Source organism: Streptosporangium sp. NPDC050148, assembly GCF_055586505.1.
The window spans coordinates 75,750-96,205 of record NZ_JBVJIA010000027.1; the positions used below are offsets into that span (position 1 = coordinate 75,750).

Consider the following 20,456-nt stretch of genomic DNA (forward strand, 5'->3'; position numbering starts at 1 on the left):
TCCTCTTTTTTTTTTTTTTTTGTTCTGTACCTTTTTTTTTTTCTTTTTTTTTTTGTTGGTGCTTTTTGTTTTCTGGGGGGGGGGGGGGGGCGCCCCCCCCCCCCCCCCCCCCCCCCCCACCGGGGACATCAGGCCTCGTCGTCGAACAGGTCGGCGACGAGGGCGTGGTTGCAGGTCGGGTGCGCGGCCGCGACGGGACGCTGCTCGACCGCCGGGCTGAACACGGGCAGCTCGTTGCTCTCGGACATGGTGACTCCTTCGTTCGGTGAGGTGTGCCGAACACGGCGCGCCGGCGAAGTTGCGCATCCTTCACATAACGCCCCTTGGCACAGCGATCAGGGTAATGGTAATCATTATCAATGTCCACGAGTTGACAACGATCATCATTTTGGAGGCTTCGTGCGTTTAGCAGCGCTCTCCCTCGGTACGGCCGCCGTCCTGGCCCTCGGCCTGGTCCCGGCCCTTCCGGCCACTGCCGCGAGCTCCGGCTCCCGGCTGGTCGTCGCGGACGCGGCCGCCGACCGGCTGTACGTGTACGCCGTCCCCTCCCACCGGCTGCTGGCGACCTTCACCGGCCGGACCTTCGCCGACCACACCGGGATGCTCCCGCTGAAGGACGGCCGGGTCCTGTTCGTCGACGAGGCGAACCGGCAGCTCGTCGCCCTGCAGACCAGCGGCTCCCCGCGGATCGTCGGGACGGCTCCCCTGCCCGAGGGTGAGTTCACCCACCTGGCCGCCGATCCGTCCGGCCGGCACGCGGTCGTCGCCGCGGCCGAGGAACACGACCATGAGGAGGAAGAAGCGTCCAAGGAGCGCCAGGAGGCCGCGAAGGCCACGAAGGCCGAGGAGGCCGAGGAGGAGGACGGCCACGGCACGCTGACCGTCGTCGACCTGCGCACCTACGGCGCCTGGACCGCCGAGATCCACACCGGTCACCCGGGCGTGGCCTTCGGTGAGGGCACCGTCGTCCACCGCAACGACGCCGACAACACCTTCGAGACCTATCCGATCGCCGACATCGTCGCGGCGGGCGGCGGCGAGGTCGAGCCGACCAGCACGGTCCCGATCGGCGCCGGCGGCCACGGTGAGGCCTACACCGGCGGCCTCGTCCTGAGCGCGACGAACGCCGGGCTCGACACCGCGCGCCTGTCCGGCGGCGTCCTGTCCCCGGTCCGGACCGTCGCCTGGCCCGCGACCGGACGCGCCTACTACCTGCGGGTCAGCGCCGACGGCCGCCGCGTGGCGGCCTACTCCTCCGACGAGTCCGGCGACGACTGGCAGAACTGGCGGCACGAGTCGTTCCTCGTCGACCCGGTCACCGGGAGCTCGGTGACGGCGCCGCTGGGCACCGGCTTCCTCTTCCGGCACGGCCTGTCCGACCGGCACGCCGGATACGTGATGCAGCGTCCGGCCAACGACATCGTCTCCTTCGTCAAGGTGCGTCCCGGCGTTCCCGGTTACGGAACGGTCAGCTCGACCGTCACCCTGCCGCGCCTGCCCGGCGGCCCCGTCGTCGGCACGTCGCCCTGGAGCGCCCAGTTCAGGCGCATCGCCCTGCAGCCGAACGGCTCCCTCGCCTACGTGACGGGCGGAGGCACCGGCAAGATCACCGTCATCTCGCCCGACCTCGGACGGGTCGTCGGGACCATCAACGTCCCGACCTCGCTCGACGGCGGCGGAGCCGTCACCGTCGTCACCCCCGGTGTCGACTCCGTGGACAAGATCGGTCGTTGATGAGAAAGCTGATCGCCGCGACCGTGCTCCTCGCGCTCACCACCGCCACCGGGTGCGGCGGCTCGGACGCCAAGGAGCCCGCCGCCGCCTCCGCCCCGGCGGCCCCGGTCGCCTCCGCGGCCCCGGTCGCCTCCGCCACCGCGGTCGCGGCGTCCCTGACCGTCACCGACCCCACCGGCAAGACCCTCACGCTGAAGAAGGTCCCCGAACGCGTCGTCTGCCTGACCGGGATCTGCGACGACATGCTCGTCGAACTCGGCCTGGTCCCCGTCGGCACCACCACTCCCAAGCTGCTGACCCGGCCCGACTACCTCGGTCCCGCCGGAAAGGACGTCCCCGTCATCCCCGGCGGCTTCGGCGGCGAGGACGTCGCCGCCATCGCCAGGGCGAAGCCCGACCTGGTGATCGGCCTGGCCGGCGTGCACGAGGGTCTGGCCCCCGCGGTGGAGAAGTTCGCGCCGCTGTGGAACGTCCAGGTGAAGTCCTACAGGGACTCCATCGGCTACCTCCGCAACATGGCCGCGCTCACCGGCCGGGGCGAGCAGCAGACGAAGGCGGAGAACGCCTTCACCGCCAAACTCGCCAACGGCGCCACCAGGGCCCAGGCCGCGGGGCTGAAGGACAGGACCGTCCTGGCCATGTACGGCGGCAGCTCCATCGGCGTCAACACCACCGACGACGTGCTCGGCAACTTCCTGTCGCAGTACTTCGGCTACCCGTGGCCGAGCAAGGGCGGCGGGTTCGAGACCGCGCAGGCCTACAGCATCGAGGAGATCCTGGCCAAGGCACCACAGGTGATCTTCGTGCAGTCGTTCTCCTTCGGCAACGCCAAGCCCGTCACCGAGACCTACCGGGACAACCCCGTGTGGAAGCGGATCCCGGCGGTCACCACGGGCAAGATCTACGAGGTCCAGCCCGAGCTGTGGGCGTCCGGTCGCGGCACCCGCGCGTTCGGCATCATCCTCGAAGAGGCCCTGGCGAAGGCCACCGGGTGACCTCCTCGCACGTCAGGGGGCACGGCTCGGCCGTGCCCCCGCTCCGCTTCGTCCTTCCGGCAGCCGTGCTGGCGCTGCTGGCCCTGTGCGGTCTGTGCCTGGGCACCCCGGTGATCGCGCCCCATCACCTCCCCGCGGTCCTGGCCGACCACGCCTCCCTGGAGTACGTGGTGCTCTGGGAACTGCGGCTGCCCCGCCTCCTGCTCGGGCTGCTCGGCGGCGCCGCCGTCGCCGTGGCCGGGTTGTTGCTCCAGGAGGCGCTGCGCAACCCGCTCGCCGTCCCCGAGCTCCTCGGCGTCTCCTCCGGCGCGGCCGTCGCCGTCGCCGCCTGCGTCATCTGGGCGCTGCCCGTCTCCCCCTCGCTCCATCCGCTCGTCGGCCTCGCGGGCGCCGCCGCCGGAGGCGGGATCACCCTCGCCGCCGCCCGCACGGCCCGTACCGCCGGTGGGGTCCTGCTCATCGGATCCGCGGTCACCGCGGCCATCCAGGCCCTCCTGCTGGCCATCATGGCGACGGCCGACCGGCTCCAGTACGACCTGCTCTTCCGCTACCTCGTGGGCAGTCTCAACGGCATCCTGTGGGAGCAGGTCTCCCGCACCCTCCCGTGGCTCGTCCTGGCCGTCCCCCTCGTCGTGCTGGCCGTACCCGCGCTCGGGCTGCTCCGCCTCGGGGACGAGGCCGCGACCTCCCTCGGCACCGGGGTCACCGCCGCGCGCACCGGTGTCCTGGCCGTCGCGGCACTGCTGGTCGGAGCGGTCACCGGCCCCTGCGGCCCGATCGCCTGGGTCGGATTCGTCGCCCCCCTCCTGGCCCGCAGGATCCGGCCGGACGGCGACGCCCGTTCCTGGACGTGCTGGACGGCCGTTCTCGGCGCGACGATCACCGTGGCCGCCGACCAGGTCGCCCGGCTGGCCCTCGCCCCCGTCGAGACGCCGCTCGGCGCCTGGACCGTCCTCATCGGCGTCCTCGCCGGGACCGCCCTGCTGCGCCGGGGTGCGCGATGAGAAGGGCACTGCTTCCACTTCTGGCGGCGCTGGTGGCGCTGGCGGCATGCCTTCACCTGTGGGCGGGAGGGGCCTCCGTCGACGACCTGCTCGCCGTCGCCCGGCCGCAGACGCTGGAGGAGCGCATCCTGTGGGAACTGGGCCTGCCCCGTCTCGTCACGGCGGCGCTCGCGGGTTCGGCGCTCGGCGTCGCCGGTCACCTTCTGCAGACCTCACTGGGCAACGAGCTGGCCGCCCCCGAGCTCACCGCCGTCAACCCGGGAGCGGTCCTCGGCGTGCTCGCCGCCGCCACCTTCGGGCTGGCGCCCGCGGACTCGGCGCTCGGCGGCCTGGGGGCGGCGCTCGTCGGCGGCGTTGTGGGAGGGGTGGTGACCTGGCTGCTCGCGGCGGGCGGAGGACCCGGCCGCGCGGTGATCGCCGGCCTGCTCGGATCGGCGCTCATGGGCGGGGTCACCACGCTGCTGCTCGCCTACCAGCCCAGCCGGTTCGGCAACGTCCTGCGTTGGCTCGTCGGATCCGTCGAAGGCCGGGTCTGGGACCACCTGGTCATCGCCGTGTGGTGGATCCCCCTGTGGATCTGCGCCGCGTGGGCGGCGACCGCCGTCACCACCATCCTGCAGGGCGGGGACCAGCACGCCGCCTCCCTCGGGCTGGCGCCGCGGCGTGCCCGCCTCACGGTCCTCGGCATCGCCGTCGCCCTCACCGCCTGCGCGGCGAGCCTCGCCGGAGCCCTGGCGTTCGTCGGGCTGGTCATCCCGCACGCCGCACGGCGCCTGCCCGGCACCGGCCCCCGCCGCCACGTGCCCGCGGCGGCCCTGCTGGGAGCCGCGGTCCTCGTCGCGACCGACGCCGCCGCCCAGTCCCTCACCCGCCTCATCGCCGGCACCGAGCTGGGCCACCGCCTGGGTCTGCCGACCGGTGTCGTCACCGCGCTGGCCGGAGCAGTGATCCTCGTCGTCATCGTCTCCAGGGAGAAGCACCCGTGAGTCTGAGAACCCTCGGCCTGAGCTTCGGGCACGACGGCCGCCGCCTTCTCCGCGGAATCGACCTGACCGTCGGAAAAGGCGAGTCGGTCGCGCTGGTCGGAGTCAACGGCAGCGGGAAGAGCACGCTGTTGAGGCTGCTCTCGGGGATCCTGACCCCGCACGCCGGCACCGTCGAGCTCGACGGCCGTCCCCTGAACCGGATGTCGCGCAGGCAGATCGCCCGCCGCGTGGCCATCATGCACCAGACGCTTCCCCCGGTCCCCGGTCTCACCGTCCGCCAGCTCGTTCACCAGGGCCGTTATCCGGGCCAGGGCCCGCTCGGGATGCTCCGCACCACCGGACACGACCCCGCCACCGAGGAGGCCCTCGCCCTCACCGGCCTGGCCGGTCTGGCCGATCGGGTCCTGGACACCCTGTCCGGCGGAGAACGGCAACGCGCCCGCCTCGCGCTCGCCCTCGCCCAGGAGAGCGATGTCCTCCTGCTCGACGAGCCCACCGCGCACCTCGACATCCGCCACCAGCTCGAGGTCCTCGAACTCGTCCGGGAGGTGCGCACCGCCCGCGGGCTGACCGTCGTCACCGTGCTGCACGAACTCGACCATGCCGCACGTTTCACCGACCGCATCGTCGCCCTTCACCGGGGAACGGTTCACGCCGACGGCCGGCCGATCGACGTGCTCACCCCGGACCTGCTGAGCGAGGTCTTCGGCGTGACCGGCAGGGTCGTCCTCGACGAGGTGCGCCACCATCCCCGCTGCATCCCCGACGACCCTCTCGCCACCGGCCCGGCCGGCGCCCGTCCCGGACCGGTGGGGAGCGTGTCGTGACCGGCAGGCCTTTCACCGTGCTCGTCTGCCAGGCCGGCCCGTGCCGCTCCGGGGAGCCGGGCCTGGACGTCCTGACACGGCTCGCCGCCACCGTGCGGCACAGTCCGCACGGCGTCCTCGTCCGCACCGGATGCCTGTTGAACGCACCGCGTTGCCGGACGGGCGCGGCACACGACAGCGGATGCCACCTGGTGGTGCAGCCCTGTGACGTGAACCGCAGGCCTCGCGGCACGGCGATCCCGGTCGGTCCGATCCTCACCCCCCAGGACACCCGGGCCGTGACGTCCTGGCTGGCCGGCAGCGTCCTGGACGCCGAAGGTCTCGCCCCGAGACTGCGCACCATCCCATGAAGAAGACGTCCCTGCTCCAGGAGGTCGTGTTGTCCGTTTCCCAAGCCGATCGGATTCCGGCCGCGCCACTGCCGGTGACCGTCCTGTCGGGATTCCTCGGCGCGGGCAAGAGCACCCTGCTGAACCACGTGCTGGGCAACGTCGAAGGGCTCAGGGTCGCGGTCATCGTCAACGACATGAGCGAGATCAACATCGACGCCGAACTCGTCCGCGGAGGAGCGCTCGCCCGCACCGACGAGCGGCTGGTGGAGATGACCAACGGATGCATCTGCTGCACGCTGCGCGACGACCTGCTGGAGGAGGTGGGCCGCCTGGCGCGCGAGGGACGATTCGACTACCTGCTGATCGAGTCCAGCGGCATCTCCGAGCCGATGCCCGTGGCGGCGACGTTCGCGTTCGGTGAGCAGGGCGGGCAGATGCTGGCGGACATCACCCGGCTGGACACGATGGTCACCGTCGTCGACGCCGGCGGCCTGCTCACCGAACTGCAGGCCGGCGACGAGCTCGCGGCCCGCGGTATCGCGGCCTTCGACGACGACGAGCGCACGGTCACCGACCTGCTGGTGGATCAGATCGAGTTCGCCGATGTCATCGTCGTCAACAAGACCGACACGGTCACCGCGGCACAGGCCGGCAGGATCGAGGCGGCGCTGCGCGGGCTCAACCCCCAGGCGCGCGTGCTGCGGGCCACCTTCGGGCGCGTCCCCGTCGCGGAACTGGTGGGAACGGGCCTGTTCGATCTGGAGCGCGCCCAGCAGGCGCCGGGCTGGGTCAAGGAGATCAATGGAGAACACGTCCCGGAGACCGAGGAGTACGGCATCGCGAGCATGGTCTACCGGGCGGACCGCCCGTTCCACCCGGCGCGCCTGTGGGACCTGGTGGAGCGCGGCATCGTCACCGACGGGACCCTGCTGCGTTCCAAGGGGTTCTTCCTGCTGGCCAGCCGCCCCTCGGTGACAGGGCTGTGGTCGCAGGCCGGTCCCGTCGCGTCCTTCGAGCCGTTCGCCGACGCGGCGTCCCTGGACAGGTCCGCCCTCCAGGAGATCGCCTTCATCGGGATCGATCTGGACCGGGCAGGGTTGTTCGCGGACCTGGACGCCTGCCTGTGCACCGACGCCGAACTCGCTCCCGGTCCCGCGCACCTGGTCGACCCCTTCCCCGAGTGGGACACCGGCGACCTCCACTCGCACGCTCCGGCCCACTGAGGAACCACCCCGCCTGCCGGTGGCCCGCGACGACGTCGGCCGTGCCATTCGCCGGCGCGGCACGGAGCGTTGCGGCGGCGCACGGCACGGTGTCGGGCATGGTGGTTCCTCCTTCGCCCTGTCAGGCACCGCGGCGAACGAGCAGCACGTGGTCGGTGACCTCGGCGGTGCGCCCGCCCGGCCCGGTCGCGATCCTGCGGAGCGCGTCGGCCCGCTCGACCGTCCACCTCGCCGGGTCCAGACCGATGCCCGCGACGACCTCGCGCGGCGTCGGGTACCGGGCGTCGGGATCCTGGTTCCACGACCACGGCGCGGTCGAGCCGTGGTCGACGACCAGCAACCGGCCGCCCGAGCGCAGCGCGTGCGCGGCCGCGCGCAGGACGAGTGGCCTGTCCAGGCCGGAGGGTGTGTGCAGGTGATAGGCCAGTGGTGCCGGCCGGATCGTGCCGGCGACTCCGTCCGGTCAGCGGTGGGTGGCCAGCAGGGCGTGATGGTCGGCGCCGTCGAGGTGATCGGGGTCGGCGTGCACGGTGGCGGCGCCCAGGCGGGGCAGATGGTGGATCAGCCGGTGCTCGGCCTGCACCGCCACGGCGTGCGCCTGCAGCAGCGACAGGGCGGGATCGACGACGATGTCGACCTCGGCGCGCAGTGTGTGACCGACCCAGCGCAGCCGCATCGACCCGACCCGCCGTACGCCCGGAGTGGTGGTGAGGATCTGCTCGCCCCGGTCCAGAAGGGCCGGGTCGACCGCGTCCATCAGCCGGTGGTAGATCTCCCGGGCCGCCTGGCGCAGCACGAAGCAGATGGCCACCGTGATGGCCAGGCCGACGATCGGGTCGGCGATCGGGTACCCCAGCGCCGCGCCGCCCGCGCTCAGCAGCACGGCCAGTGAGGTGAAGCCGTCGGTGCGGGCGTGCAGCCCGTCGGCGACCAGAGCGGCCGAGCCGATCTTCCTGCCGACTCTGATCCGGTAACGGGCCACCCACTCGTTGCCGAGGAACCCGATCAGCCCGGCACCGGCCACCCAGCCCAGTGCCTGCACCTGCTGGGGAGCGATCAAGCGCTGCAAGGCCTCATACCCGGCGAACGCGGCGGAGGCGGCGATGATCATCACGATGGCGATGCCCGCCAGGTCCTCGGCCCTGCCGTACCCGTAGGTGAAACGGCGGGTGGCCGCCCGGCGCCCGAGGGAGAACGCGATCGCCAGCGGGATCGCGGTCAGCGCGTCGGCGACGTTGTGCAGGGTGTCGCCCAGCAGGGCGACCGACCCGGAGAAGGCCACGACGACCATCTGGACGACGGCGGTCACCATGAGGGCGGCGAAAGAGATCGCCACCACCCGCATCCCCTGGTCGCTGGACTCCAGCGCCGCGTCGCTCTTGTCGGCGCTGTCATGGCCGTGCGGGGTGAAAGCGTGGCCGGCGCGCCCGATCAGGCGCCCGAGTCGGCCGCGCGCGGATTTTCCTTGGCGCCCGTGCCCATGCCCGTGGCCGTGCCCGTGGTCGCGTCCGTGGCCGTGCCCGTGGCCGTGCCCGTGGCCGTGCCCGTGGTCGTGCCCGTGCTGGTGGTCGTGGTCGTGGTCGTGGTCGTGGTCGTGGTCGTCAGGCTCCTGGGAGGACAAAGAATCGTCCTTGGGCTGTTCAGACATCGCTACCTCACTTGCGAACGACGGCCATGTCACACAGCATATGTATCCATGTGCGCACGCGACAACGTCTCAGATACCAACCCTTCGCAGGAGCAACCCACCGGCGCCCAGGTGGAGGCCGCCGTCGGGGCCTTCCGGATGCTCAGCGACGCCACCCGGCTGCGCCTGATGTGGCTGCTGGCCTCCGGCGAGTACGACGTCGGCTCCCTGGCCGAGGCCGTCGCGGTCGCGCGCCCCTCGGTCTCCCAGCATCTGGCCAAACTGCGCCTGGCCGGTCTGGTCAGCACTCGCCGGGACGGCCGTCGCGTGCTGTATCGGGCCCGCGACGTCCATGTCCGTACCCTCATCGGCGAGGCTCTCTTCCACGCCGATCACGAGGTCTCCGGCATCCCCCGCCACCCCGACTGACCACAGCGCGTAGATCTCGCTGCGGCCACCCCGGTCCAGGGCCGCGGGTGGCGGTGACTCCGGTGCCGGTCCGCGCCGGGTCAGGTCACCGTGCCGATCCCGACCAGCGACGTGACGTCGGCCGAGTCGACCCCCTGCTCGGCCAGCAGAGCGGGCACGACCGCAATGCTCTCACCGCGGCCGTCCTTGTCGGTTTTGGAGATGCGAACGGTGGCCTCAGAACGGGAAGGCCATTCCATCCAGCCGGCACCCAGGCCACTCCCGAGCCTCAGTTCGTCGGCCCCGGCCTCGTGAACGACCCGCATCGCTCACCCAGAAGAACCCCCGGCGGAATTAACCGGGCGCACCTTCCGGAACGGTGTCCGCGGACATCGCCCCTTCTCCTGGAGCACTCGTCAGGTAGACATGTTGGTGGCCGTTGCCGGCGCTGACATTGATCTGGTCGAGTTGTGTCGCCGCGACAGACCACGTCGCGACAGCGGCGGACCGTTGGCGGGCCGCCAGATCGAGGAAGTCCCGGCGAAGATCTACGGGAAGCCGCTGTCCGGCCGCGTACGCATCGACCGCGATCGCCACGGCGTTCACCGCGTTACGAAACCCCATGCGAGCCACGTTGGTCGCGGTCGTCCCGGAGGGAGTCTCCGCATGCCTGTCGACAGCCTGCCGCAGAACACGCTGCCACCCATCGATCTCCGCCGGCTGCGCCGGTTGCGCGGTGAGGGTTCTGTCCTGAGGAAGCGCCTTGGTGAGGCCGGACAGCACCCCGTTCAGATCAACGGCGGTCACACGCGCCGTGGTGGTCAACTCGCTGATTTGCCGGACATCCCGTTTCGCCTCCGCCTCCCGCATGTCGGCGATGGCGGCCTGGCCGGCATCGGGGAGAGCGAAAAGGTAACCCAGTGATCCGGCTATCGCGACGGCGACGAGGATGGTCACGATGTGGCGCACCCTGCCGGACGAACGAGTGCTCGGCCGAGCCAGGGGGGATGGCCTGGCCGTTTTCGAGGACATCCAGCGGCTCCCGTTCACCCTTACAACCCCGAGTGCGGTCGTGTGACCGACGTTACCGCTTTCAACGATCTACGTCCACGCGCTCCGTTTCGGCTCGGCTCATCCTTTCGTTCTCCTGCGTTGCCTTTAGTCGTTTCTAGCCTTGGTCGATTTTCAATCATTGATCACCTCGACAATGTCGATTCATGAAATTCCTACCGGTCTCCTGCGACGAGCCGGGATCCGCTGTCGCATGCCCGCCGGTCCTTTCGCGCCGGACCTGAGCGCCGGGCCACGATCCTGAGTAACGGCCACCGCGGCGAGCCACCCCACCCACTCACCCGCTGACGGGCTCGACGTGACCCTCGTCGGACCGGCCCTCATTTTCCTCATGGCTTCACTTGACGCTACGCTCGACACCGAATGGAAATAGGAACCATTATCAAACTCAGTGAGGACGTGTGCGCGTGACTGATCCGTACGAGTGGTCGGCCGAGTTCGTCGACGCCATGATGGCCCCCCACTGGGACGTCTTGGGCCCCGTGCTCACGAAGGCGCTGCAGCAGGGCCGCCCGGGCCCTGTCGTCGACCTGGGCGCGGGCGGCGGGCTGGGCACCCTGGTGATCGCCGAGGCGCTGCCGGACGCCGAGATCATCGCCATCGAACCCTCCCTCGCGCTGCGGTCGGTGCTGACGGCCCGCGTGTTCGAACGCCCCGGCCTGCGTGACCGGGTGACCGTGCTGCCCGACGGGCTGCTGCAGGCCACGCTCCCCTCCGACGTGGGTACGGTGGTCGCGATGAACGTCATCGGCCACCTCACCCCCGCCGAACGGCACGGGCTGTGGGATCTGCTGGTGCCCGGCGGCAGGGCGGTGCTGAACCTGCAACCCCCCGCCGAACCGGTCGCGACGCCGCTGACCCGCTTCACCGACCTGCGGCTGGGGCGCCACCGCTACGAAGGGTGGGGCAGGGCCGAACCGGCGGGACCCGACAGCGTCACCTGGCACATGTCCTACCGGGTCTACGAGGGAGAGCGGCTCGTCCGTGAGGTCGAGACCGGCTACCCCTGGCGGGTGCTGCAGGAGCGGACGCTGCGCGAGGAACTCGCCGGGCACGGACTGGGCCTGACCGCCGTCGGGCCGAGCGACCTCGGGATGTACGTCATCGAGGAGGGCACGCACGTGTGAGGTGATCCGCTCCCTTCCGGGCCGAGGCGGCCCGGAAGGGAGCGGATCACCGATGTCGGACAGGTCACGTGAGCGAGCAGCGTCTGCCCGACCCGTTCACCGGACATCGGTGATCTTCCTCCGATCATCGATCATGGAGTGGTCGATCCGCAGGACGCGGTCGGCCCGGGCCGCCACCGTCGCGTCATGGGTGACCGCCAGGACGGCCAGGGCCGTGTCCTGGCCGCCCTGGCCGTCCCGGCCGTCCCGGCCGTCCTGGCGCAGCCTGTCGAGCAGGTCGAGCACCCGCTCGGCGGTCTCGGTGTCGAGGGCGGCGGTGATCTCGTCGGCCAGCAGCAGTGCCGGGCCGGCCGCCAGCGCTCTGGCCAGGGCGACCCGCTGCCGCTGTCCGCCGGACAGGGCCGCGGGGTAGCGGTGCGCCGTGCCGGCGGGCAGTCCCACTGCGGCGAGCAGGCGCTCCGCCTCGATGGTGGCCGCCGCGCGGCCGAGCCCTCCGAGCAGGCGCAGGGGACGCCGCAGCGCGGCCGCGACCGGCCGAGCCGGGTTGAGCGCGGCCAGCGGGTCCTGCCCGACCAGGGCCAGGGCGCGCAGGGCGCGGACGTTCCTGTCGCGTACCGGCCAGGGCAGTGGTTCACCCAGCAGCGTGGCGCTGCCCGCCCGGACCGGATGGAGCCCGGCCAGGGCCCGCAGAAGCGTGCTCTTGCCGCACCCGGAGGGGCCGAGCACGGCGACGAACTCCCCCGGTGCGATCGTCACCTCGACCCCGCCGAGCAGGGGGGTGCCGTCCGGCCGGTCGAGGCTCAGGCCGTCCACCGCGAGCACCGCACCGGCCGCCCGCGTCCCGGCCCTGCCATGGGCGCTCTCGGGGGACCTCGGCGCGGGGAGCGCGCCCAGCCGTACGACCCGGTCGGCCAGCCCGGTCACCACGGCGTCGTCGTGCGAGACGATCAGCGTCACCGAACGGCCTTCGGCCCGGCGGCGGCGTATCAGGGCGACGGCGGTCTCCAGGGCCTGCGGGTCGAGCGCGCTGGTGGGTTCGTCGAGGACGAGCAGGTCGGGGTCGGTGACGAGCGCCCTGGCCAGGGCGACCCGTTGCGCCTGCCCGCCGGAGAGCTGGTGCGGCAGACGCTCGGCGAACTCCGCCGGATCCAGCCCGACCTCGGCGAGCATCCGCTCGGCACGCGCCTGCCGTCCGGCGCGGGGCCACCCGATCGCCCGCAGGGGTTCGAGCACCGCGGCCCGCGCGCTCAGCAGCGGATGCAGGGCGGAGGCGGGGTCCTGGCCGAGGTAGCCGACGTGCCGGCGACGCCAGCGCCGGGTGGCGTGCAGGGGCGCGCGATCCCATTCGACGCGGCCCGCGACCCGGGTCAGGCCGGGCGGCAGCTCTCCCAGGACGGCACGCAGGACCGTCGTCTTGCCCGCGCCGGAAGGGCCCGTCAGGGCGAGCACCTCGCCACGCGCGGCGCTCAGGGCGACATCGTCGGCGACGAGGACCCCGGCGGGACCGACGACGGTCAGCCCGCTCACGACCAGCCCGCTCACGAGCGTCCCGCCAGGACGTGCGAGAGCCCTGCCACGGTGGCGGCCAGCAGGGCCAGCGCCACGGCGGGAGCGAGCAGCGCGGCCGGGTTGAGACCGATTCCCGGCAGGTTCTCCCGGAGCATCGCCGCCCAGTCGGGAGCCGGTGGAGCGGGCCCGAAACCGAGGACGTTCAGCGCGGCGGCCAGCTGCACCGCGAGCACCGTCCGCTGGCCGAGATCGGCGCCGATCAGCCCGGCGTGCGCGGGCAGCACCTCCCTGCACAGGACCGACAGGCCGCGCTCCCCCCTGGACAACGCGGCTTCGACATACCCGGCGTGCCGGGCCTGCGCGGTGGCGTCGGCCACCACCCGCACGGTGAGCGGGGCTCCGCCGAGCACCGTCCCGGCGACGACCGCCGCCGGGCCGGGCAGCACCACCACCGCCAGCATCGCCACCAGGAGCAGGGGAAGCACCAGCAGCAGATCCGACAGGGCCGCGACCACGCGGGTGGCACGGCTTCGGCTCCACCCCGCCCACAGCCCGCCCGCCACTCCCAGGGCGCAGGCGGCGGCGGCCGCGGCCAGCGCGACCAGGGTCAGTTCGCGGCCACCGGCCAGCACCCGGGAGAGGACGTCACGGCCCAGGGCGTCGGCGCCCAGTGGCAGGCCCGGTCCCGGGGCCGCCCACGGCACGGCCACGGTGCGGATCGGGTCCTGGCCGGCCAGCGCCTCTCCCCCCAGGGCGACCACCAGCACGCAGCCGGCGGCGACCGCGGCCGCGGCCGTACGTGCGCGGACGGCTCTCACCGGACCGCTCCGCCCCGGGGGTCCACGGCCCACGCGACGGTGTCGGCGGCCGTCAGGCCGGCCCCGACCACCACGCCGGCGAGCATGGCCGTGGCCTGTACCACGGGCAGGTCCCGGCCGCCGATCGCCGAGACCAGCAGCTCCCCTAGCCCCGCCAGGCCGAACAGCGTCTCCACCACGGCCGTCCCGGCGACCAGCCCGCCCCCGACCACGGCGAGCAGCCGGGCGACGGCGGGCGCGACGACGGGGAGCACGTACCGGAGCGCGACGGCCGCCGTGGACATCCCCCGCAGCTCGGCGTCGCGCACGAAGGGCCGGGCGACGGCGTCGGCGATCGCACCGCGCAGCAGGGCGGCACCGTAGGCGGCGGTCGGCAGGGCGAGGGTCAGCACCGGCAGCACCAGCAGCTCGGGACGGCTCCACGCGGGCTCGCCGACGGGAAGCAACGAGACGGGCGGCACGAGCCTCCAGCCCGCCGACAGTGCCGCCACCAGCAACGCCGCCACGGCGACCTGGGGCAGCGCCGCTCCGCCCACGACGAGCCCCGTGATCACCGGCCGCAACGGCTTCGGCCCCCGTACGGCCGACCAGGCCAGGGCCGCCATGAGCGGTACGGTGAGCGCCAGCGCGGCCACGGCCAGGGTGAGGGTCACCGGGATGCGCGGGCCGATCAGCTCGGCGACCGGCCGGCCGGTGAGAAGGGAGTGTCCCGGCTCGCCGGACAGCATCCCGGCGAGCCAGCTCACGTAGCGTTCGGCGAGGGGCCGGTCCAGCCCGGCGGCGGCGCGCAACCGCGCCAGCTGCTCGGCGTCGGCCCGTCCGCCGCCCAGCACGACGGCGGCGTCTCCCGGCAGCGCCTCGGTGAGCAGGAAGATCGCCATGGAGGCGCAGGTCAGCAGTGCCCCGGCTCGGACGATCAGCCGCAGGACGCCGCCGAGCCCCGCCCGGTCAGCCGCCAAGAGCCACCTGGTCGATGAAGCCCGCCGAGAAACCGATCCCCTCGGGGACTCCCGTCAGGCCGGGCCTGGCCAGGTCGAGCCTGTCGCTGAGCGCCCACACGGCGTACCCGCCCTCGTCGCGCAGCCGGGACTGCAGCTCGCCCAGGCGGGTACGGCGCTCAGGTTCGTCCGCCTCGGCCAGGGCCGCTTCCAGGCCGGCGTGCCAGGTCTCATCCTCCCAGGCCGTCTCGTTGGTGGGAGAGCCCGGCTTCAGCGCGACCCGGACCACGTCGAGGAAGGGGATGCCTCCCAGGTAGCCGACGTAGAAGGGCTCCTTGCCCCATACCGTCGAGAAGTAGGTGTCGGCGGGGGCGAGCTTGACCTTCGCCCGGATTCCGACCTCCACCAGCTGCTGGGCGATCAGCGTCGCGGCGGAGTCCATTCCCGGGTAGGCGGTGGTGCTGTGAAGGGTGAGGTCGACGCCGTCGGCGTATCCGGCCTCGGTCATCAGCCTCCTGGCGCGTTCGACGTCGCGGGTGCGCTGCGCCAGCCCGCCGGGGCTGGTGGGGTCCTTGGGGGTGAGCAGGTCGTTGCCCACCTCGCCGAACCCGAGGAAGGCGACCTGCAGCAGCTGCTCGCGGTCGAGCGTCAGCCGTACCGCCTCGCGCACGCGCCGGTCGTCGAAGGGCTTGGTGTCGGTGCGCATGACCAGCGGGTAGAGGGTCGCCCCGGGCCTGCGGACCAGCTTCACCGCGGGGTTGCCGGCGTGCTGCTTCACCAGCGCGGCCGGTACCGCCGCGGCCAGGTCCACCTGGCCCGACAACAGCGCCTCACCGCGCGCCTGGGGGTCGGGAACCGCGCGGACCTCGATGCGGCGGCTCGGCGGCTTCGGCCCCCACCAGTCGTCGTTGCGCTCGAACGTCGTCGCCTGCGCGTCACCACCGGCGGGACGGAACGGCCCGGAACCGGGGACGGGCCTGGTGAAGTCGGTGCTGCCGGCGGGAACGACGAACGTCGCGCCCTCCAGGGCCTTGCCGACCTCGGCGTAGGGCTTCTTGGTGACCAGTTCGAAGGTGGTGTCATCGAGCACCTTGGAGGCGCCCAGGTCGAACATCTCCATTCGGCCGAAGTTCTCGGCCGCCTTCTCCCCCATCCGCCGCAGGGAGAACAGCGCGTCCGCCGCCGTGACGGCCCGTCCGTCGGGGAACGCCGCATCACCGCGGATCGTGATCTTCCAGCGGGTGAGGGACGTGTCGGGCTTCCAGGCGGTCGCGAGCCTGGGCAGCGTGCGCCCGTCGGGCCCGGGCAGGGTCAGCACGTCGTAGGTCAAGGCCATCCGCACCAGATCGCTCTCCCCCGGCAGCAGGCCGTGCGGGTCGCCTGTGGCGTTGGACGGGGAACCGGGGGCGGCGTAGCGGACCGTGTCCGATGCCGCGCCGGACGCGGTGCCGGACCCGGCGGGCGAGGATGCGGCCGGTGATGCGGCCGTGCCCGTACCGCCGGAAGAACAACCGGTCAGCAGCGTCGCGGCCGCGGCCGCCACGGTGATCCGGCGGGAGAGTCGGGGGAACATCATGACCTTTCTCAGGGGAGCACTCGGTCGAGCTCGTCGTGGGCCGGTCGGGCGGGCCGATGATCGATGGGTGGAGACCGGCCGTCGCCCGGCGCCGAGTCCCTCCAACCGAGAAAACGGTTTTCATTTTTGCAGTAAGTTTCGGACATGTCCAATCGCTGAAAATGATCACGTTGTTCCCGTCCTGCCCGACGACGGCCGCCGCCCTCGGTAGCGGGTGCCGGGCGCCGGAACGCGCGCCGGCGCCGGCGCCGGGGGCGGCGACGACGGCGTTTCAGACGGCCGGGTCGGGCAGCGCCTGCGACGGACGCCGGTGGCGGGCCCGGCGCCGCGGGATCCCGCGGCCATCGCCGGAACCACCGCCGTGATCACTGCCGCGGTCGTGGTCGCGGTCGTGGTGGGGCCCGGTACGGCGGGTGACGGCCAGTGCGGCCAGCGCGGTCGTGATCGGCACGGCCGCGATCAGTCCCAGGGTGCCCACCACGCTTCGGACGATCTCCTGGGCGAGCACCGGGTTGGTCACCGTGTCCCCCAGGGGCTGCTCCCCCACACTGATCAGCAACAGCAGCGGCAGCGACGCGCCGGCATAGGCCAGCACGATCGTGTTGATCACCGAGGCGATGTGGGAGCGCCCGACCCGGGCCGCGGCCCGGTACAGCCGGCCGAACCCGTAGCCGGGATTGGCGCGGGCCAGCTCGCCGACGGTGGCGGCCTGGGTGACGGTGACGTCGTCCAGCACACCCAGGGACCCGATGATGATGCTGGCCAGCAGCAGCCCCTGGGTGTTGATGCGGTGGCTGGTGTCGAGGTAGAAGGAGCTCTCGTCGGTGATGCCGTTCAGCCGTACCAGGTCGATCGCGGCGTAGGCCAGCGCGCCGGTCAGGCTCAGGCTGGCCACGGTGCCCACGATCGCCACCGAGGTGGTGAGGGTGAATCCGTGGGTGAGATACAGCACGGTCAGCATGATCGCCGCGGCGCCGACGACGGCCACCGGCAGCGGCGGGCTCCCGGCCAGGATCGCCGGGATGACGAAGGTCAGCAGCAGCACGAAGGTGATGCTCAGGCCGATCAAGGCCATCAGCCCGCGCCAGCGGCCGAAGGCGATCACCGCCAGCGCGAAGGCGGCACCGGCCAGCGACAACGGTGAGGACCGGTCGTGATCGGAGATCTGGTACGGCGCCACCTCCGGCTCACCGCCGGGGGAATGGATGAGCACCACGTCGTCGCCCGTGGTGAAGCGCTGCGCACCCGGGCCGCTGGGCAGCGCGGAGGTGACGTGCCGGCCGGCCTGCGGGCCGCCGGTCAGCTGGATGCGGGCGTCACCGCAGGTGGCCGGGTCCGGTGGCGGCGGGACCGCCTGCGCCTCCCCTTCGAGCGGGGGTTCCTTCGGGCAGGGGGTGAGGGTCATGGCGGTGATGGTCCCGTTCACCCGCTGCAGTGCCCCCTGCTGGGCGGTGGAGACCGGTTCTCCCGGCCACAGATGGACCAGTGCCGCCACGGTGACGACCGCCAGCGGGACGATCACGGCCAGGATGGCCCACAGCGCCGCTCGCGAGCCGGCCGGGACGGGAGCGTGCGGGCCGTGGGAATGGTTGGCGCCCATGGGCGGGACTCTCCTGAGGCACGTGCGGACGGGACGAGGTGCCACGCGGTGACGCGGGCCGGGCAGGCGGTCGTGACCACCGGCCGCCGGAGGCGAGGGCCCGGCGGCGCCGAGCCGCTCGAATCCTCACCCGGCCTCCTTCCGCGGGCCGCACGAGGAGCCGGGCGTCAGGAGGCGATCCTTGCGGGGGCAGAGGTTCAGGAGGTGCGGTGGACCGGCCGGGTGCCGTTCGCGTGGCCGGGGGCGGCGGGCGCGTCCTCCCGGTCGAGGTGGTCGGCGTGGTAGAGGCCCTGGGTGAGCAGCCGGCGCACGTGCTCGTCGGCGGCGCTGTAGTAGACGAAGGTGCCCTCGCGGCGGCCCTTGACCAGCCCCGCGAGGCGGAGCTTGGCCAGGTGCTGGCTGACCGCGGCGGGGGCGGCGTCGGCGAGCTCGGCCAGGCAGGCCACGGACGACTCTCCCTGCAGCAACGCCCAGAGGATCTTGATGCGGGTGGGGTCGCACAGCAGCCGAAACGACTCGGCGGCCAGGTGCACCTGCTCCTCGGTGGGCATCTCGAAGTCGGGCAGCGAGCTGTGCATGGCGCCAGCATAACCTTCACCCCACCTACTTGCTTACTTGCGTGAATGCGCATATACGATACTTCGGTGACCGAGCTGAGAACCTCCACCTCTCCCGCCGCCGGGACCACCGCCACCGCGACGACGCCGGGGGCGGCTTCCTGGCGATCGGACATCTGGTCGCTGCCCGAGGTGCGGTGGGCGGTGGCCGCCACCGCGCTGTTCGCCGCCGGTGGCCTGTGCCAGCTGGCCGGGACTCCACCGTGGCTGTGGTGGGGCCTGTACCTGGCCTGCTACGCCGCCGGTGGCTGGGAACCGGGCCTGGCCGGAGTGCGGGCGCTGCGCGAGCGCACGCTGGACGTGGACCTGCTGATGGTCGCCGCCGCGATCGGCGCCGCCGCGATCAGGCAGGTCCTCGACGGCGCCTTGCTGATCGTCATCTTCGCCACCTCCGGCGCGCTGGAGGCGGTGGCCACCAAACGCACCGCCGACTCGGTACGCGGCCTGCTGCACCTGGCCCCCGAGCGGGCCACCCGGCTCACCGTCGATGGCGGCCGCAACAGGGAGGAGGTGGTGGAGGCGTCCGCCCTGCGGGCCGGCGAGGTGATCCTGGTACGGCCGGGTGAGCGGATCGGCGCCGACGGCCGCGTCGTCGCCGGGCACAGCGACGTCGACCAGGCGAGCATCACCGGCGAGGGCCTGCCGGTCGACAAGCAGGCCGGCGACGAGGTGTTCGCCGGAACCCTGAACGGCACCGGCGTACTGCGCGTGCAGGTGACGCGTCCGGCCGCCGAGAGCGTGATCGCCCGGATCGTGGCCCTGGTGGAGCAGGCCAGTGCCACCAAGGCGCGCACCCAGCTGTTCATCGAGAAGGTCGAGCAGCGCTACTCCGTCGTCATGGTCGCCGCCACGGTGGCGCTGTTCACGCTGCCGCTGCTGTGGGGCACGGACGTGCAGGACAGCCTGCTGCGCGCGATGACCTTCATGATCGTCGCTTCGCCGTGCGCGGTGGTCCTGGCCACCATGCCGCCGCTGCTGGCCGCGATCGCCACCGCCGGCCGTCACGGGGTGCTGGTCAAGTCCGCGGTGGTGATGGAGCGCCTCGGCACCGCCACTCGGGTGGCCTTCGACAAGACCGGCACGCTGACCGAGGGCCGTCCCTACCTGGCCGAGGTCCGCCTGCTGCCCGGCGGCCTCGGGGATCCGGCCGCGGATCCGGGCAGGGAGCGGCTGCTGGCACTGGCGGCCGCCGCCGAGCAGTCCTCGGAGCATCCCCTGGGCCGCGCCGTGGTGCGGGCCGCCCGCACGGCCGGTCTGGTGATCGCACCGGCGGACGAGTTCGCCTCCGAGCCCGGCCGGGGCGTGCGCGCCCGCGTCGAGGGCATGCTCGTCGAGGTCGCAGGTCCCGCCTGCCTGCTGCCCGGCGACCGCGATCGGGCCGCCCGCCGGGCGGTCGCCGACCTGCAGGACGGCGGCCACACCGCCGTCGTGGTCCGCATCGACGGCACGGCGGTCGGCGTGCTGGCGCTGGCCGACCGGATCCGCCCCGGCGCCGCCGACGCCGTCGCCCATCTGACCACCCTGACCGGTGCCGCGCCGGTGCTGCTGACCGGCGACAACGCACCGGCCGCCACCCGGCTGGCCGGCCAGGCCGGTATCGCCGACGTGCGCGCCGGGCTGCTGCCCGAGGACAAGGTGAGCGCCGTGGCCGAGCTGCAGCGCCGCGGTGCCCGGGTGGCGCTGGTCGGCGACGGCGTCAACGACGCCCCCGCGCTGGCGTCCGCCCACGTCGGTATCGCGATGGGCCGCGCCGGGTCCGACCTCGCCCTGGACACCGCTGACGCGGTCATCACCCGCGACGAGTTGGCCACCGTTCCCGCCGTCATCGCGCTGGCCCGGCGCGCCCGCCGCATCATGGTCGCCAATCTCGTCATCGCCGCCACCTTCATCGCCGTCCTGGTCGCCTGGGACCTGTTCGGCGACCTGCCGCTGCCGCTCGGCGTGGCCGGTCACGAAGGCTCCACCGTCATCGTCGCCCTCAACGGGCTGCGCCTGCTTCGCGATGCCGCCTGGCGCCGCGCCGCCGACCCCACCCGCGTTCAGAAGTGAACGCCCCCGGAGCCG

General features: G+C 72.7%; 20 protein-coding genes. 10 read left to right on the forward strand and 10 right to left on the reverse strand.

Annotated elements, in window-relative coordinates:
* Positions 1 to 399 precede the first annotated feature (399 nt).
* The 7 genes from ACZ6RT_RS27375 to ACZ6RT_RS27405 are packed head-to-tail and all read left to right on the forward strand — an operon-like array spanning position 400 to position 7,101.
* Complete coding sequence (locus tag ACZ6RT_RS27375; RefSeq protein ID WP_470156987.1) at positions 400 to 1,734, forward strand: hypothetical protein; 1,335 nt, start codon at positions 400 to 402, stop codon at positions 1,732 to 1,734.
* Positions 1,734 to 2,729 (forward strand): ABC transporter substrate-binding protein, encoded by a 996-nt coding sequence (locus ACZ6RT_RS27380; RefSeq protein WP_470157017.1) that lies wholly within the window; start codon positions 1,734 to 1,736, stop codon positions 2,727 to 2,729. Before ACZ6RT_RS27375 ends, ACZ6RT_RS27380 begins: the two co-directional genes overlap by 1 nt.
* Entirely contained in the window at positions 2,726 to 3,733 is a 1,008-nt protein-coding gene (locus tag ACZ6RT_RS27385) for an iron chelate uptake ABC transporter family permease subunit (RefSeq protein WP_470156988.1), read from the forward strand. Before ACZ6RT_RS27380 ends, ACZ6RT_RS27385 begins: the two co-directional genes overlap by 4 nt.
* Positions 3,730 to 4,719, forward strand: coding sequence for a FecCD family ABC transporter permease (locus ACZ6RT_RS27390; RefSeq protein WP_470156989.1), 990 nt, complete (start codon positions 3,730 to 3,732; stop codon positions 4,717 to 4,719). Before ACZ6RT_RS27385 ends, ACZ6RT_RS27390 begins: the two co-directional genes overlap by 4 nt.
* Positions 4,716 to 5,546 (forward strand): ABC transporter ATP-binding protein, encoded by an 831-nt coding sequence (locus ACZ6RT_RS27395; RefSeq protein ID WP_470156990.1) that lies wholly within the window; start codon positions 4,716 to 4,718, stop codon positions 5,544 to 5,546. Before ACZ6RT_RS27390 ends, ACZ6RT_RS27395 begins: the two co-directional genes overlap by 4 nt.
* The gene (locus tag ACZ6RT_RS27400; protein ID WP_470156991.1) at positions 5,543 to 5,896 is read left to right on the forward strand and encodes a hypothetical protein; all 354 of its coding nucleotides are present in this window, start codon (positions 5,543 to 5,545) and stop codon (positions 5,894 to 5,896) included. The genes ACZ6RT_RS27395 and ACZ6RT_RS27400 overlap by 4 nt, the downstream gene beginning before the upstream one ends.
* Before the next feature lie 26 nt (positions 5,897 to 5,922).
* Positions 5,923 to 7,101, forward strand: coding sequence for a GTP-binding protein (locus ACZ6RT_RS27405; protein WP_470157018.1), 1,179 nt, complete (start codon positions 5,923 to 5,925; stop codon positions 7,099 to 7,101).
* Between the two features lie 121 nt (positions 7,102 to 7,222).
* Here the strand turns inward: ACZ6RT_RS27405 and ACZ6RT_RS27410 are convergent, their stop codons facing one another.
* Together ACZ6RT_RS27410 and ACZ6RT_RS27415 are read right to left on the reverse strand one after the other, a co-directional pair.
* On the reverse strand, positions 7,223 to 7,441 hold the full coding sequence (locus ACZ6RT_RS27410) for a hypothetical protein (protein WP_470156992.1): 219 nt from the start codon (positions 7,439 to 7,441) through the stop codon (positions 7,223 to 7,225).
* Positions 7,442 to 7,564: 123 nt separating this feature from the next.
* A complete protein-coding gene (locus ACZ6RT_RS27415) occupies positions 7,565 to 8,749 on the reverse strand; it encodes a cation diffusion facilitator family transporter (protein WP_470156993.1) in 1,185 nt (394 codons plus the stop codon).
* Positions 8,750 to 8,797: 48 nt separating this feature from the next.
* Between ACZ6RT_RS27415 and ACZ6RT_RS27420 the strand changes: the two genes are divergently transcribed.
* Entirely contained in the window at positions 8,798 to 9,157 is a 360-nt protein-coding gene (locus ACZ6RT_RS27420) for an ArsR/SmtB family transcription factor (protein WP_399191538.1), read from the forward strand.
* A gap of 80 nt (positions 9,158 to 9,237) precedes the next feature.
* On the opposite strand, the gene ACZ6RT_RS27425 is transcribed toward ACZ6RT_RS27420, so the two are convergent.
* Both ACZ6RT_RS27425 and ACZ6RT_RS27430 read right to left on the reverse strand, forming a co-directional pair.
* Positions 9,238 to 9,462 carry a hypothetical protein gene (locus tag ACZ6RT_RS27425; protein ID WP_470156994.1) on the reverse strand — a complete coding sequence of 75 codons (225 nt, stop codon included), beginning with the start codon at positions 9,460 to 9,462 and terminating at the stop codon, positions 9,238 to 9,240.
* 28 nt (positions 9,463 to 9,490) lie between these two features.
* On the reverse strand, positions 9,491 to 10,093 hold the full coding sequence (locus ACZ6RT_RS27430; RefSeq protein ID WP_399191542.1) for a hypothetical protein: 603 nt from the start codon (positions 10,091 to 10,093) through the stop codon (positions 9,491 to 9,493).
* Positions 10,094 to 10,614: 521 nt separating this feature from the next.
* Here ACZ6RT_RS27430 and ACZ6RT_RS27435 point away from each other — a divergent pair.
* Positions 10,615 to 11,334 (forward strand): class I SAM-dependent methyltransferase, encoded by a 720-nt coding sequence (locus tag ACZ6RT_RS27435; protein WP_470156995.1) that lies wholly within the window; start codon positions 10,615 to 10,617, stop codon positions 11,332 to 11,334.
* Positions 11,335 to 11,430: 96 nt separating this feature from the next.
* On the opposite strand, the gene ACZ6RT_RS27440 is transcribed toward ACZ6RT_RS27435, so the two are convergent.
* The 6 genes from ACZ6RT_RS27440 to ACZ6RT_RS27465 all read right to left on the reverse strand — a co-directional run bounded on the left by ACZ6RT_RS27440 (position 11,431) and on the right by ACZ6RT_RS27465 (position 18,353).
* Complete coding sequence (locus tag ACZ6RT_RS27440) at positions 11,431 to 12,876, reverse strand: ABC transporter ATP-binding protein (RefSeq protein ID WP_470156996.1); 1,446 nt, start codon at positions 12,874 to 12,876, stop codon at positions 11,431 to 11,433.
* A complete protein-coding gene (locus ACZ6RT_RS27445; RefSeq protein ID WP_470156997.1) occupies positions 12,873 to 13,661 on the reverse strand; it encodes an ABC transporter permease subunit in 789 nt (262 codons plus the stop codon). Before ACZ6RT_RS27445 ends, ACZ6RT_RS27440 begins: the two co-directional genes overlap by 4 nt.
* Positions 13,658 to 14,620, reverse strand: a complete 963-nt coding sequence (locus ACZ6RT_RS27450; RefSeq protein WP_470156998.1) for an ABC transporter permease — start codon at positions 14,618 to 14,620, stop codon at positions 13,658 to 13,660. Before ACZ6RT_RS27450 ends, ACZ6RT_RS27445 begins: the two co-directional genes overlap by 4 nt.
* A complete protein-coding gene (locus ACZ6RT_RS27455) occupies positions 14,610 to 16,175 on the reverse strand; it encodes an ABC transporter substrate-binding protein (RefSeq protein WP_470156999.1) in 1,566 nt (521 codons plus the stop codon). The genes ACZ6RT_RS27450 and ACZ6RT_RS27455 overlap by 11 nt, the downstream gene beginning before the upstream one ends.
* A gap of 271 nt (positions 16,176 to 16,446) precedes the next feature.
* Entirely contained in the window at positions 16,447 to 17,775 is a 1,329-nt protein-coding gene (locus ACZ6RT_RS27460) for a YibE/F family protein (RefSeq protein ID WP_470157000.1), read from the reverse strand.
* A gap of 197 nt (positions 17,776 to 17,972) precedes the next feature.
* Entirely contained in the window at positions 17,973 to 18,353 is a 381-nt protein-coding gene (locus tag ACZ6RT_RS27465; protein ID WP_399191556.1) for an ArsR/SmtB family transcription factor, read from the reverse strand.
* Between the two features lie 66 nt (positions 18,354 to 18,419).
* Between ACZ6RT_RS27465 and ACZ6RT_RS27470 the strand changes: the two genes are divergently transcribed.
* Positions 18,420 to 20,441 (forward strand): heavy metal translocating P-type ATPase, encoded by a 2,022-nt coding sequence (locus ACZ6RT_RS27470; protein WP_470157001.1) that lies wholly within the window; start codon positions 18,420 to 18,422, stop codon positions 20,439 to 20,441.
* Positions 20,442 to 20,456: the final 15 nt, after the last annotated feature.

What these genes read in the sequence shown, in the direction of transcription:
- ACZ6RT_RS27380 (WP_470157017.1), top strand. Translation starts at nt 1,734, where the DNA reads ATGAGAAAGCTGATCGCCGCGACCGTGCTCCTCGCGCTCACCACCGCC.
- ACZ6RT_RS27390 (WP_470156989.1), top strand. Translation starts at nt 3,730, where the DNA reads ATGAGAAGGGCACTGCTTCCACTTCTGGCGGCGCTGGTGGCGCTGGCG.
- ACZ6RT_RS27415 (WP_470156993.1), bottom strand. Translation starts at nt 8,749, where the DNA reads ATGTCTGAACAGCCCAAGGACGATTCTTTGTCCTCCCAGGAGCCTGAC.
- ACZ6RT_RS27420 (WP_399191538.1), top strand. Translation starts at nt 8,798, where the DNA reads ATGTGCGCACGCGACAACGTCTCAGATACCAACCCTTCGCAGGAGCAA.
- ACZ6RT_RS27425 (WP_470156994.1), bottom strand. Translation starts at nt 9,462, where the DNA reads ATGCGGGTCGTTCACGAGGCCGGGGCCGACGAACTGAGGCTCGGGAGT.
- ACZ6RT_RS27455 (WP_470156999.1), bottom strand. Translation starts at nt 16,175, where the DNA reads ATGATGTTCCCCCGACTCTCCCGCCGGATCACCGTGGCGGCCGCGGCC.
- ACZ6RT_RS27460 (WP_470157000.1), bottom strand. Translation starts at nt 17,775, where the DNA reads ATGGGCGCCAACCATTCCCACGGCCCGCACGCTCCCGTCCCGGCCGGC.
- ACZ6RT_RS27465 (WP_399191556.1), bottom strand. Translation starts at nt 18,353, where the DNA reads ATGCACAGCTCGCTGCCCGACTTCGAGATGCCCACCGAGGAGCAGGTG.